Below are 13,379 nucleotides of genomic sequence, written 5' to 3'. Positions count from 1 at the left end.
GTAGGCGCACTACTCTGCGCGCATGTCCTCCACCCCTGACACGGCGCGCCTGGGCGCCCTCGACGGCTTCTTCCGCATCACCGAGCGGGGCTCGACCCTCGGCCGCGAGATCCGCGGTGGCCTGGCCACCTTCTTCACGATGGCCTACATCGTCGTCCTCAACCCGCTCATCATCGGGACCCAGGCCGACTCGACCGGTGGCTTCCTCGGTGGGGGAGACGTCGAGCAGGCCAAGCTCCTCGTCGCCGCCGGCACCGCCCTCGTCGCGGGCCTGCTGACCATCCTCATGGGCGTCGTCGCGAACTTCCCGCTCGCGCTCGCCGCCGGGCTGGGCCTCAACGCCTTCGTCGCCTTCGGCATCGCCAAGCTGCCGGGCATGACGTGGGCCGACGCGATGGGCCTCGTCGTCCTCGAGGGCATCATCATCTTGCTCCTCGTCCTCACCGGCTTCCGCCGGGCCGTGCTCCTCGCGGTGCCCGCCCAGCTGAAGACGGCGATCTCCGTCGGCATCGGCCTCTTCATCACCGTCGTCGGCCTCGTCGACGCGGGCTTCGTGCGCAAGGCGGCCGGCGGCCCCCTCGGCGAGCTCGGCGTCGGCGGCTTCCTCGCCGGCTGGCCGCTGCTCGTCTTCGTCATCGGCCTGCTGACGATCATCGGCCTGTACTCGCGCGGGGTGAACGGCGCGATCCTCTACGGCATCTTCGGCACGACCGTGCTCGCGCTCGTCGTCGAGGCCGTCGCCGACGTCGGCCCGCGCATCGTCGGTCCGGACGGCGTCGTGCAGAACCCCACCGGCTGGGGCCTCAACGTGCCCGCCCTGCCCGACACGCTCGTCTCCGTGCCCGACCTCGGGCTCATCGGCGACTTCAACCTCCTCGGCTCCTTCGACAAGATCGGCGTCGTCGCGGCCTTCCTGCTGATCTTCACGCTCATGCTCGCGGACTTCTTCGACACCATGGGCACGATGGTCGCCGTCGGCGCGGAGGGCGGTCTGCTCGACGAGGACGGCAACCCGCCCCACAGCCAGCGCATCCTCGTCGTCGACTCGATCGGCGCGATCGCCGGTGGCGCCGCGAGCGTCTCCTCGAACACCTCGTACATCGAGTCCGCCACGGGCGTCGGCGAAGGGGCCCGCACGGGTCTGTCGGCGGTCGTGACCGGCGTGCTCTTCCTGCTCGCGACCTTCCTCAGCCCGCTCGTCGCGGTCGTGCCCTACGAGGCGGCCACCCCGGCGCTCGTGCTCGTCGGCTTCCTCATGATGCAGCAGGTCGGCCAGATCAGCTGGGACGACCTCGAGATCGCGATCCCGTCCTTCCTCACGATCGTCCTCATGCCCTTCACCTACTCGATCACCGCGGGCATCGGGGCCGGCTTCGTCACCTACGTCTTCCTCAAGCTCGTCCGGGGCAAGGCCAGCCAGGTGCACCCGCTCATGTGGCTCGTCTCTGTGCTCTTCGTCCTCTACTTCGGCATCGACCCGATCAAGAGCCTCCTCGGCGTCCAGTAGCCGGTGAGCGAGGGCGACTCCCCTCGACCCCCTCCTGAATGAGCGCGAGTCGCCGCTACGCCACTGGCGTAGCGGCGACTCGCGCTCACCCGACCGGGCGAAGGGGGGTGGCCCTCGTCGGAATGCTTAGCACAGGTAATGAGTTATGCTAAGTACCTGACGAAGGGAGCCCCGTGCCGACGAAGGAAGCAGCCGCCACCCGGCGGCTCTCGGAGGACCTTCGACTGGCCTGCATGAGGATCAGCCGACGCGTCCGCTTCGAGAGCGACCACGAGGTCGCACCCCACCAGTTCTCCGTCCTGTCCCGCATCGAGGACGGACCGCTCACCCCCCGCGCGCTCGCCGACATCGAGAAGGTGTCGGCGCCGAGCATGACTCGCACCGTCGGCTGCCTCGTCGAGGACGGCCTCGCCGAGCGCGCCGCGCACCCCGACGACGGCCGGCAGGTGCTCGTGACGATCACCGCCCAGGGCCGCGAGGTCCTGCGCGCGACCCGCGCCCGCCGTGACGCCTGGATGGTCGCCCGCGTCGCCGAGCTCAGCGCGCAGGAGCGCGCCACCCTCGCCGACGCCGCGAAGATCCTCGCCGAGATCGCGGCGAGGTGAGCCGGTGAGCCCCACCTTCGCCTCCCTGTCGATCCGCAACTACCGCATCTGGGCCGCTGGCGCCCTCGTGTCGAACGTCGGCACATGGATGGGCCGTGTCGCCCAGGACTGGGTCGTGCTCACCGAGCTCACCGACCACTCCGCGACAGCTCTGGGTATCGTCACCGGCCTGCAGTTCGCCCCGATGCTCCTCCTCGCGCCGTGGACCGGTGCGGTCACCGACCGCATGCCCAAGCGCGCCCTCATCCTCGTCGCGCAGGCCACGCTCGGCCTCAGCGCGCTCATCGGCGGTCTGCTCGTCGTGAGCGGCACCGCCCAGCTGTGGCACTTCTACCTGCTCGCGCTGCTCACCGGGGTCGCGACCGCCTTCGACAACCCGGCGCGGCAGACCTTCGTCGGCGAGATGGTGCCCGCCGAGCGCCTCGCCAACGCCGTCGCGCTCAACAGCGCCTCCTTCAACCTCGGCCGGCTCGTCGGCCCCGGTGTCGCCGGTCTGACGATCGCCGCGATCGGCTCGGGCCCGACGATGCTCGCCAACGCGGTGACCTTCGCCGCCGTCATCGCCTCGCTGCTGCTCATGCGCCCCTCCGAGCTCACCCCCGCCCCGCGCTCGGCCCGCCGCGGGTCGGTCGTCGAGGGCCTGCGCTACGTGCGCAGCCGCCCCGACATCAAGCTCGTCATGGTGCTGATCTTCGTGCTCGGCACCTTCGGGATGAACTTCCAGCTGACGATCGCGCTCATGGCCACGCAGGTCTTCGACAAGGGCTCGCAGGAGTACGGCCTGCTCGGCTCGGTCATGGCGGTGGGCTCGCTCTCGGCCGCGCTGCTCGCCGCCCGCCGCGGCGAGCCCCGCCTGCGGGTGCTGCTCCTCGCGCTCGTCGGCTTCACCGTCGCCTCCGGCGCCGCCGCGGTGGCCCCGAGCTATCTCACCTTCGCCATCGCGCTCGCGGCCTGCGGGCTGAGCGCGCTCACGGCGATGACGACGGCCAACGCGATGGTGCAGATGCGCACCGAGCCCTCGATGCGCGGCCGCGTCATGGCGCTGTACATGGCGATCTTCTTCGGCGGCACCCCGCTCGGCGCGCCGCTCGTCGGCTGGATCGGCGACGTCCTCGGCCCGCGCTGGACGATCGGCATCGGCGCGGCCGCGGTCGGTCTCACCCTCGTCGCGGTGTCGGCCTGGCTCATCAGGCGAGAGGATGTCACCGTGAGCTACGAGTCGCAGCGGCGTCCCCACGTGCGCGTGACCGTCCGTCCGACCCAGATCATGCCGGAGGCAGCCAAGTGAGCCCCAAGGTCCGCCGCACGACGACGATCGTCGTCCTGCTCGCCCTCGTCCTCGCCGTCGCGGCCGGCGCCCTGCTCTGACCCGTGCGGCTCCTCCTCGTCCGCACGGGCGAAGGGAGAGCCCGTCGCGCCGGCGACGGGGCCAGCAGCGCAGGCGACGGGGGAGTCAGCCGCCCTGGCGGGGCAGTGCCTCGCAGCCCTCGGGCAGACCCCCGGACGGGTCGGCCTGCACCGAGTCGTCGCGGACGTACACGACGACCGCGCCGAGCGGCTGCCGGTCGTACTGCGCCGAGCGGCAGCGCTCCCACAGCGCGAGGTCGAGCCCCTTGCGCTGGGCCCACTGCAGGTCGACGACGAGCACCGCGGGGTTGGCGTCCGCAGGCAGGCGGGTGGACAGCTCCTGGGTGGGCAGACCGAGCCGCACCGCCCGCATCTGCGCCCACACCGTCACCGGGGTCTGCTCCGGCACCGAGCGCTCGACGAGCAGCGCGGCTGCCCGGTAGTCGTCGACCTCGAGCGTGAGCACCCCGCGCACGTGCTGGGCGGCGACGCCGGCGACCGGCAGGGTGAGGGCGAGCGCGAGGGCCGAGGCCACCCTCGGCGCCCACGGCGCGCGCCGGGGAGCGGTCGCGCCCGGCCCCGGGACCCAGGCGGCGGCCCCGAGGACGAGCAGGGTCGGCCACCACACGTACTGGTAGTGGGGCAGCTGCAGCGGTGACACGGCGAGGGCCAGGGCGCTCGCCGCGAGCGTGGCGACCACCGGGGTGCTGCGCCGACGGTGACGCACGGCGCCGGCGACCGCGAGCGCCCACAGCGCCGTCGTCGCGACCGGCCCGAGGTGCTGCGCCTGGTACCACCACCCCGACCACCACGGCGGGAAGAGCTGGTCTCGCCCGGCGACCGGGTGGGCATGGCCCTGGGCGGCGTGCTCGGCCTGGAAGGTCACCGACGTGCGCACGGCCTCGAGCGCATCGCCGCCGAGCGGCAGGTAGCACGCGGCCCAGGCGGCGAGCGCGCCCACGGCCGCGACGGCGAGCGCGGTCACGGTCCGCCGGACCGGTCTCGTCGCGAGCCGGTCGAGGCGTCGGCGGGCGCGGGGGTCGAGCCGGCTGAGCACGGCCGGGTCGCGCCGGTCGCGGACGCCGAGGAGCAGCACCGGCAGCAGCCCGGCGACGGCGAGCGCGCCCGTGAGCTTCGTCGCGACGGCGAGCCCGACGGCGGCGCCGCCGAGGAGGAACCACCACGACGACCAGCCCACGCGGGCGCGCAGCCAGGCCCAGGTCGCGAGCGCGACGAAGAGGGCGAGCGGCGCCTCGAGGGTAGCCATCCGCGCCGGCTCGAAGGGGAGCAGCCACCACAGCAGGGCCGCCCCGACGCCGGCGAGGACACCCCCCTTCGTCCGGCCGGTGATCTCCCACACGAGGCCCGCGACGACGAAGCCGGTGAGCCAGGCGCACGTCGCCGCCGGCAGCCGGCCGGGGATCGTCCCGTCGCCGAGCACCCCCATGGACAGCGCCATGAGCTCCTTGGCGAGCGGCGGGTGCTGCGCGTTGGCCAGCCAGTCGCCGGCGAGGTGGTCCAGCGCGGCGTCGCGGTAGTAGATCTCGTCGCCGCGGGTCGAGGCGACCCCGAGGCGCCACGTGGCCATGACGACCCCGGCGAGGCTCGCGAGGAGCAGCAGGAGGTGGCGCGGCCGGACGCCCCCGTGACCGCCCGCGTGCGGCAGGCTCACCCGCTCAGCGGTCGAGCAGGTGGTCCAGGCACGCGACGAGCGCCGCGACGTCGTCGGGCTCGACGGCCGGGAAGGTCGCGACCCGCAGCTGGTTGCGCCCGAGCTTGCGGTACGGGTCGACGTCGACGACGCCGTGCTCGCGCAGGGTCGCCGCGATCGCGGCCGCGTCGACGTGCTCGGCGAGGTCGAGCGTCGTCACGACCTGCGAGCGGTGCGCCGGGTCGGTGACGAAGGGGGTGACCTCCTCGCGCCGGTCGGCCCACGCGTGGAGCAGCCCGGAGGACTCGCGGGTGCGGGCGTCGGCCCAGGCGAGCCCGCCCTGCTCGAGCAGCCAGCGCAGCTGGGCGTCGAGCATGACGAGGGTGGCGATCGCCGGGGTGTTGTACGTCTGGTCCTTGCGCGACTGCTCGACCGCCGTGACGAGGTCGAGGCTCGGCGGCACCCAGCGGCCCGACGCGCGGACCTGCTCGGCGCGCTGGAGGGCGGCCGGGCTGAGCACCGCGAGCCACAGGCCGCCGTCGGAGGCGAAGCACTTCTGCGGCGCGAAGTAGTAGACGTCGCTCTGCGCGAGGTCGACGGCGACGCCGCCCGCGGCCGAGGTCGCGTCGACGACGACGAGCGCGCCGTCGGTGCCCTCGGGCCGCTCGACGGGGGCCATCGCGCCGGTCGAGGTCTCGTTGTGCGGCCAGGCGTAGACGTCGACGCCGTCCTGCGCGACCGGGAGGGCGATCGAGCCGGGCTCGGCGGAGACGACGCTCGGCTCGCCGACGAAGGGGGCGGAGCGCGTCACCTCGGCGAACTTCGAGGAGAACTCGCCGAAGACGCAGTGCTGGGCGCGCTCTCGGACGAGGCCGAAGGCGGCGACCTCCCAGAAGGCGGTGGACCCGCCGTTGCCGAGGACGACCTCGTAGCCGTCGGGGGCGCCGAGGAGCTCGGCGACCCCGGCCCGGACGGAGCCGACGAGCTCGCGGACCGGTGCCTGGCGGTGCGAGGTGCCGAGCAGGGCCGGGCCGGGGCCGCCGGTGGCACCGGCTGCGGCGAGCGCGTCGACCTGGGCCTGGCGGACCTTGCTCGGGCCGGAGCCGAAGCGGCCGTCACGGGGCAGGAGGTGGGCGGGGATGGTCGTCACTGCTGCACGATCTCCGAGGCGTCGGGGGTCTGGATGTCCACGGGCTCGCCCCAGCGGTCTGCCCGCAGGGTCACCGTGGTGCCGTCGAGGTCGACGACGAGCTTGCGGATGAGGTCGTCCTCGTCGAGCCACACGTCGTAGAGGAGCTGGTCGGAGGTCGTCGGCAGCGGGTCGCCGCCCACGGCGTCGCGGGCGCGCTCGGTGTCGACGACGGTGGTGTAGCGGGTCGTCTCCTCGCCGTCGACGTCCTCGCTGCCCTGCTCGCCGACGCTCGTCACCCCGCCGAGGAAGCCGTCGAGCTGGCGCTGCAGAGAGAGCAGCTGGATCTGGTCGAGGGTGGCGCGCACCGTCGAGTCGGCGCTGTCGGGGTCGATCTCGACCCAGCGCGGCGGCTGGGCGAGGAAGTAGCGGTCGTCGACGGCGCGGTAGTCGAAGGTGAGGGTGTCGGCGCTCACCGTCATCTCGAGCGCGTCGGCGTCGAGGTCCTGGGCGCCGGTCGCCTCGACGGTCGTGCCGCCGAGCTCGACCTCGGCCTGCACCTCGGCGCTCGGGCTGTCGCGCAGCCCGCGCCGCACCCGCTCGACGAAGTCGTCGCGGTCGACGCTCTCGCCGGTGCTCGAGGGGGAGGGGAAGGTCGAGGTGCCGGTCCCGCTGCGCGAGGTGGGCGTCGCCCCCTTCGTGCTCGTGCGGCTCGAGGGGCTGCTCGTGCCGGACGAGCTGCCGCCCGACGAGGTGCTGCCCGACCCGGTGCTCGTCTCCCAGGGCACGGGGTCGGTCGGGGTCGAGCTGTCGCCCGCGGTGGGGGCGGGGTCGGTCGGCAGGGCGCAGCCGCCGAGCAGGCCGAGGACCGCCGACCCGGCGAGGGCCGGGAGGGCGCGCCGGGCGGCGCGCCGGTGCCGGTGCGCGTGCTCTCGGGTCATCTCGCCTCCATCGGTGGTCGGCCCCACTGTGCCCGAGCGGGCGGGGGCGGGTCGATCTCGTCCCACATCATGCCGGGGGCGCGCTCAGCGCTCGCCGGCCGCCTCGACGACGGCCGGGGCGAGCCAGGACCACACGGCGCGCGCACCCTCGGGGGTGAAGTGCACGCCCTCCTCGTACAGCAGCGCCCCGCCGACGACCCGCTGGTGGCGCCCGCCGGGGCACAGCTGGGCGTCGAGGTCGAGCACGGTGACCCGCGGGCCGTCATCGCCCTGCCGCGCCGCCCAGTCGTCGATGACGCCGTTGACCCATGTCGGGTCGAGGACGAGCTCGCCGTCGGTGATGCCGAGCTGCGCGCGGATCTGCTCGAGCTGCTGACGCGGCTGGCTCGAGCCGTCGAGGACCCGGCAGGGGACGTTGAGGATGTCGAGCTGCGCGGCCCCGGAGCGCTCGGTCTGCTCGCGCATCGCGTCGAGATCTGCCTCGACGAGCCCGCGCAGCTGCTCCGAGCGCGGGGGCACGACCTCGCCGTCGACGACGGTCGGCAGGACGAAGCGCAGCCCGGCGGGGGCGAGGACGACGTCCGCGCTCTTGTCGCGGACCTCGCGCGGCCACAGCTGGCGCCACGACGGGCAGACCGGCGACTCGGGCACCTGCCGGTCGAGCACCTGCATCGTCACCGGGGTCGCGCTGCACCCGCCGTACTCGGCGTAGCGCAGCACCTCGAGCCCGCGGTAGCGACCGGGGTCCCACCCCGAGAGCAGGCTCGCCGGCACCGAGTCGCCGACGACGGCGACGCGCAGCGGCTCGGCCGGCTCTCGCCAGGTGAGGGCGGCGTCGATCGGGCGGCCGTCCCACGGCTGGTCCTCCAGGGCCGGGGTGCGGGCGGCCATGACGAGGGCGACGGCGGTGACCGCCGCGACGGCGCCGGTCGTCACGGCGGTCGCGGAGAGCCCACGACGGCGTAGGACCCGGCGCAGCCCGCCGGTGAGCACCGGCATCTCGACGAGGCGGTACGAGGCGACGGCGAGCACCCAGCTGAGGGCGAAGGCGGTGACGCCCGAGACGACCGGGTGGAGGTCGAGGCGCTGCCACCACAGCCCGATCGGCCAGTGGAAGAGGTAGAGCCCGTACGACACCTGCCCGAGGTGGACGAGGGGCGGCACGGAGATGACCCGGTTGAGCAGCATCGGGCGGGGGTCGAGCGCCGAGACGCCCATGAGGGCCGCGGCGACGGCGAAGACGAGCATCCCGCCGCCGGCGAAGACCCCGATCGAGGTCTCGTCGAGCACGAAGAAGGCGGCGAGCGAGACGGCCGTGCCGATCCACCCGATGGCGTGCGAGACGGCCAGCGGCAGCTCGGGCCGTCGCCCTCGCCGGTCCGGCGCGAAGTAGAAGGCGGCGGCGATGCCGATGACGAAGGCCTGCGCCCGCACGTCGGTGCCGTAGTAGAGCCGCGCGGCGTTGACGTCGGTGCCGACGAGGTGGTGGCTCCACCCGGCGAGGGCGACGGCGAGCGCCACCATGAGCCCGACCCGCTGGGCCCGGGTGCGCAGCACCCGCAGCGCCAGGAGGACGACGAAGGGGGCGAGGAGGTAGAACTGCTCCTCCACCCCGAGGGTCCACGCGTGGCGAAGGGGGGAGGGCTCGGCGAAGAGGTCGAAGTACTGGTCGTCGCGGGCCACGAGCCGCCAGTTGATCCACAGCGTCGCCGTCGCGGCCGCGTCGCCGGCGGTCTGGCGCCGGTCGCCCCAGCCGGTCGCCGTCGTCACCGCGAGCACGCCGACGACGAGCAGGAGCATCGCCGGCAGGACCCGTCGGGCGCGGCGGGCGTAGAAGCGCAGCACGTCGATGTCGCCGTAGCGCTGGTGCTCGCGCAGGAGGATCCCGGCGATGAGGAAGCCGGAGAAGACGAAGAAGTGGTTGATGCCGATCCAGCCGCCGCCGAGCTGGCGCACACCGAGGTGGTAGGCGACGACGAGGAGGACGAAGAGCCCGCGGTAGCCGTCGACGGGCGCGCTGTACGCCGAGCCGTGACGGTGCCGGTCGGTGCTCACCGCCGCCCTGATGACCCCCATCGCCCGCGACATGGAGGACAGACTAAGCAGCGCCTGACCCGCGGGTAGCATCGCTGCGATGTCCGGCCCGAGGAGCCCGCGGCGGTACCGGTCCGCCTACGGCCACACCCCAGCCCTCGACGGGTTCCGGGGGCTCTTCATGGCCCTCTTCCTCGTCGGGCACTTCGGGCTGCCGCACGCCGACGGGCTGTGGCTGGCGATCAACACCTTCTTCGTCCTCTCGGGCTTCTTCATCACCCGTCTGCTCGTCGAGGAGCGGGCGGTCACCGGCCGGGTCGACGCGTGGCGCTTCTACCAGCGCCGGGCCCGCCGGCTGCTGCCCGGGCTGCTCCTCGTCGTCTCCGCGATCACCGTGTGGGCCCTGGACCTCGCGCCCGCCGGGCAGGCCCGGCGCATCGGAGGCGACGTCCTGGCCACCCTCGGCTTCGCGATGAACTGGCGTCTCGTCGTCCAGGGCGACCAGTACTTCGGCGACCAGGCCAACCCCTCACCCCTTCGCCACGCGTGGACGCTGGCGATCGAGGAGCAGTACTACCTGCTCATCCCCCTCGTGCTCCTGCTCCTCATGACCGTCCTGCGCTCGCGCAAGCGGCTCGGCATCGCCTTCGCCGTGCTGTCGCTGGTCGCGAGCGTGCACCTCGTGGTCGTCGCGTCGAGCGGCGCGAGCTTCCCCCGGCTGTACTACAGCACCGACACGCGGGTCTCGGCCCTGCTCATGGGCTCGGCGCTCGGCGCCTTCTTCTCCGCCGGGCGGGACGGGGTCGTGCCCCGCGTCCCGCGCCGCTGGGTCTCGCCGCTCGCGTGGGTCGGCGTGCTGAGCCTCGTCGCCGCCTTCTTCTCCATCGGGCCCTACTCGTCGTGGGTGTGGGAGCGCGGCGGGATGCTCCTGGCCAACCTCGGCACGGTGGCGATCATCATCGGGATCGCCGACCCGGCGCGGCCGCGGGCGATCGCCGCGGTCTTCGAGTGGCGGCCCGTGCGCGAGGTCGGCCGGCTGACCTACTCGCTGTACCTGTGGCACTGGCCGGTGCACGTCGCCCTGCTCGCATCGCCCATCGGCGACCAGGTGCTGCTCAGCGCGGTCGTCGGCCTGAGCCTGACCGCCCTGCTCGCCCACCTCAGCGACCGCTACGTCGAGGCACCGGTGCTGCGCGGTGGCGTGCGCGCCCTGCTGCCGCGCGCCCGTCGGCCGGTGCTGCTCACCGTCGCGGCCGTCGCCGTGCCCGCGCTCGTCGTCGGCGCGACCCTCATGCGGGCCCCGACCCAGGAGGCGCTCGCCGCCGAGCCGACGACGATGGACGCCGCGCCGCAGGTCGTGCAGGGCCAGCCCGAGTACGTGCCCGGCTCGCCGACCCGGATCGGCATGGTCGGCGACTCCGTGCCGTGGTACCTCGTCGAGCGCTTCCCCGAGCGGCTCTTTCCCGACGCGCAGCCGGTCAACCTCGCCCACGAGGGCTGCGACCTGCTCGACGCGCCGCTCGTCAACGCCTTCGAGACCAAGGCGACGACGCCGCAGTGCCAGGAGGCGAAGGACTCGTGGCCCCGGCGGGCGAAGGAGGCCGGCGTCGAGGCGGTCGCGGTGTGGGGGAGCACGCTGCTCTCGCTGCCCCACGAGCAGCCCGACGGCACCGTCGTGCGTCTCGGCGACCCGGGGCACACCCAGATGGTCTTCAGCCAGCTCGACCGGATGCACGAGCGGGCGGGCGAGGCCGGCATCCGGGACTTCTACGTCGTCACCGTCACCTGCCGCAGCTTCCCCAAGGGGCCCGGCAACGACGAGTTCGACGCGATCCGCGAGGCCACGCCGGAGTACCTCGACGAGTACTCGGACCCGGTGCGCACCAACGCGCTGCTGCGCGACTGGGTCGAGGCGCACCCCGACACCCGACTGCTCGACCTGCACGGTGCCGTGTGCGCCGACGGGTACACCGAGGAGGTGCAGGGCCTGCCGCTCTACGACGACGCCGTGCACTTCTCGCCCGAGGCCTCGCCGATGATCTGGCGCTGGCTGCTCGGTCAGGTCAGCCAGGCCTGGCGGACCCGGGGCTGACCCCCTTCGCCCGTCACCACAGGTGGAGCGAGGCCGCGAAGACCCCGCGCAGGTGCTCCCCGGTGACCTCGAGCGGCGCGGTGGCGAGCAGGCGCTGCTGCTGCAGGGCGCCCTCGACGAGCCCGTCGAGATCTGCCTCGCCGTACCCGACCTCGGCCAGCCCGGAGGGCATGCCGATGTCACGCATGAGCGCGGTGAGCACTGCGGGCAGCCGGGCAGAGGGCTCGTCGGCGGTGACCTCGCCGGTCGGGTCGAGCCAGTCGGCCGCGGCGAGATGGCGCTGCGGGTCGGCGTCGAAGGTCAGCGCGAAGGCCGCCGGCGCCGTGAGCGCGACCGCCATGCCGTGGGGGACCATCGCCTCGTCGACGTCGTAGCCCGCGGGCCGGAAGTCCGAGCCGATGTCGTGGACCCGGCCGGCGACCGGGTAGGCGTCGGCGTGCGGCACGTGGACACCCGCGTTGCCGAAGCCCAGCCCGGCGAAGGTCGCCGCGAGCGCCATCTGCCCGCGCGCCTCGCGGTCCGAGCCGTCGGCGACGGCCCGGCGGAAGGACCCGGCGAGCAGCCGCAGCGAGCGCTCCGACCACATGTCGGCGATCGGGTTGGCGCCGCAGTACGGCACCCGCTCGTGGGGCTGCTTCGCCGCGAAGCCCGTGTACGGCCGCGCCGTCCAGCTCTCGAGGGCGTGGCACAGGATGTCCATGCCCGCGGCGGCGGTGACGCCGGCGGGCTGGCTCAGGGTGAGGTCGGGGTCGACGACGGCGAGCACGGGGCGCAGCCGGGCGTGGCTGATGCCGGTCTTCACCTGCGCCTGGAGCACGTCGAGCACGCAGATCGTCGTCGACTCGCTGCCCGTGCCGGTCGTCGTCGGCACGGCGACGACCGGCAGGACGGGCCGGCTCGGTGCCTGCCCGCCGCCGACCGGACGGTTGACGTAGTCCATGAGCTCGCCGGGGTTGGTGAGCATGAGCGAGACCGCCTTCGCGGTGTCGATGCTCGACCCGCCGCCGACGGCGACCACCGCGTCGACGGTGCCCTCGGCGCGGGCCCGCTCGACCGCGGCGAGGAGGGAGGCGTCGGTCGGCTCGACCCGGGCGCTGTCGTGGACGACCGCCTCGACGCCTGCGGCCCGCAACGACTGCGCCGCCCGCTCGGGATGACCGGTGGCGAGCACCCCGGCGTCGGTGACGACGAGCGCCCGGGTCGCGCCGAGACCTGCGACGTCGTGCCCGAGCTCGTCGAGCGCGCCGGGGCCGTACTTGAGGGCGGGCGCGGCGTAGGTGAAGACGGTCTCGCTCATCGCGCGTCTCCCGCCGCCGGGGCCGTCCCAGGGATCCGTCGCCGCCCGACGTCGACCCAGGTCGCCGCCGCGCTCGCGAGCACGCGGTCGCCGTCGAGCAGGGCCGTGCCGCAGTGGCGACGGCGCCCCTCGCGCCCCTCGTCCCACGACATGACGACGAGCTCGCGGCCGACCGGCACGGGCGAGCGCACCTCGGCGACGAAGGTCCCCAGCAGGAGCGCGTCGACCCCGAAGCCGACGGCGAAGGCGCCCGGGCAGTCCAGCGCGGCGAAGACGGTCGGCAGCTCGGCGTCGGGCAGGGTCACCGGCGCCGCGTGCACGCCCTCACGTCCGGCGACTGCGCCGGCGTAGACGTGCAGCCCGGCGCTCGCGTCCGGCCCGCACACGTAGCACCCGGGGTAGGGGTGCCCGGTGAGGTCGTAGCCGTCGGCCGCGGTGCGGGCCTCGTCGAGCGAGACCGGGTCAGGGACGTCGAGCGACGGGGAGGGTGCCGGCCGGGCGACGCCAAGGACCGTGTGGGCGTCGAGGAGCCGCACCGCGACATCGCGGTCACCGGCCCGTCCCTCGACCTCCCAGCGCAGCGGCCGGCCGACCGGCGTGGGCGCGACGAGTCGCACCTCGGTGGCGGGCAGCTCGCCCGACCCCGGTGCGAGGGCCTCGAGGCGGTCGGCGAGCAGGCCGCAGACCCACCCCCCGTTGCCGCACCCGGGCGGACCCTGGTGGTCGGCGTCGACGACGGTGGGCGACGGGGGAGCCAGGGCGGACGACGGCGTCAT

10 protein-coding genes are annotated in these 13,379 nt (G+C 74.2%); 4 read left to right on the top strand and 6 right to left on the bottom strand.

The window, feature by feature from the left end; genetic code table 11:
- Positions 1–22 precede the first annotated feature (22 nt).
- The 3 genes from EEW87_RS09490 to EEW87_RS09480 all read left to right on the top strand — a co-directional run bounded on the left by EEW87_RS09490 (position 23) and on the right by EEW87_RS09480 (position 3,400).
- On the top strand, positions 23–1,507 hold the full coding sequence (locus EEW87_RS09490) for an NCS2 family permease (RefSeq protein WP_123093711.1): 1,485 nt from the start codon (positions 23–25) through the stop codon (positions 1,505–1,507).
- Between the two features lie 233 nt (positions 1,508–1,740).
- Complete coding sequence (locus EEW87_RS09485) at positions 1,741–2,112, top strand: MarR family winged helix-turn-helix transcriptional regulator (protein WP_083968156.1); 372 nt, start codon at positions 1,741–1,743, stop codon at positions 2,110–2,112.
- A 4-nt stretch (positions 2,113–2,116) separates the two neighbouring features.
- A complete protein-coding gene (locus tag EEW87_RS09480) occupies positions 2,117–3,400 on the top strand; it encodes an MFS transporter (protein ID WP_123093710.1) in 1,284 nt (427 codons plus the stop codon).
- A 165-nt stretch (positions 3,401–3,565) separates the two neighbouring features.
- On the opposite strand, the gene EEW87_RS09475 is transcribed toward EEW87_RS09480, so the two are convergent.
- From EEW87_RS09475 to EEW87_RS09460, 4 genes are all read right to left on the bottom strand, one after another.
- Positions 3,566–5,131, bottom strand: coding sequence for an ArnT family glycosyltransferase (locus tag EEW87_RS09475; protein ID WP_123093709.1), 1,566 nt, complete (start codon positions 5,129–5,131; stop codon positions 3,566–3,568).
- Positions 5,132–5,135: 4 nt separating this feature from the next.
- A complete protein-coding gene (serC, locus tag EEW87_RS09470) occupies positions 5,136–6,260 on the bottom strand; it encodes a phosphoserine transaminase (RefSeq protein WP_123093708.1) in 1,125 nt (374 codons plus the stop codon).
- On the bottom strand, positions 6,257–7,180 hold the full coding sequence (locus EEW87_RS09465) for an LppX_LprAFG lipoprotein (protein ID WP_123093707.1): 924 nt from the start codon (positions 7,178–7,180) through the stop codon (positions 6,257–6,259). The genes serC and EEW87_RS09465 overlap by 4 nt, the downstream gene beginning before the upstream one ends.
- Positions 7,181–7,264: 84 nt before the next feature.
- The gene (locus EEW87_RS09460; protein WP_163562416.1) at positions 7,265–9,268 is read right to left on the bottom strand and encodes an acyltransferase family protein; all 2,004 of its coding nucleotides are present in this window, start codon (positions 9,266–9,268) and stop codon (positions 7,265–7,267) included.
- A 46-nt stretch (positions 9,269–9,314) separates the two neighbouring features.
- Between EEW87_RS09460 and EEW87_RS09455 the strand changes: the two genes are divergently transcribed.
- Entirely contained in the window at positions 9,315–11,306 is a 1,992-nt protein-coding gene (locus EEW87_RS09455) for an acyltransferase family protein (RefSeq protein WP_123093705.1), read from the top strand.
- Positions 11,307–11,319: 13 nt separating this feature from the next.
- Here the strand turns inward: EEW87_RS09455 and EEW87_RS09450 are convergent, their stop codons facing one another.
- Together EEW87_RS09450 and EEW87_RS09445 are read right to left on the bottom strand one after the other, a co-directional pair.
- Positions 11,320–12,603, bottom strand: a complete 1,284-nt coding sequence (locus tag EEW87_RS09450; RefSeq protein ID WP_123093704.1) for a hydroxyacid-oxoacid transhydrogenase — start codon at positions 12,601–12,603, stop codon at positions 11,320–11,322.
- Positions 12,600–13,379, bottom strand: a complete 780-nt coding sequence (locus EEW87_RS09445) for a hypothetical protein (protein WP_123093703.1) — start codon at positions 13,377–13,379, stop codon at positions 12,600–12,602. Before EEW87_RS09445 ends, EEW87_RS09450 begins: the two co-directional genes overlap by 4 nt.

This window comes from Janibacter melonis (assembly GCF_003721155.3).
Taxonomy (GTDB): Bacteria; Actinomycetota; Actinomycetes; order Actinomycetales; family Dermatophilaceae; genus Marihabitans; species Marihabitans melonis.
This window is presented reverse-complemented; position numbering and strand designations above follow the sequence as displayed.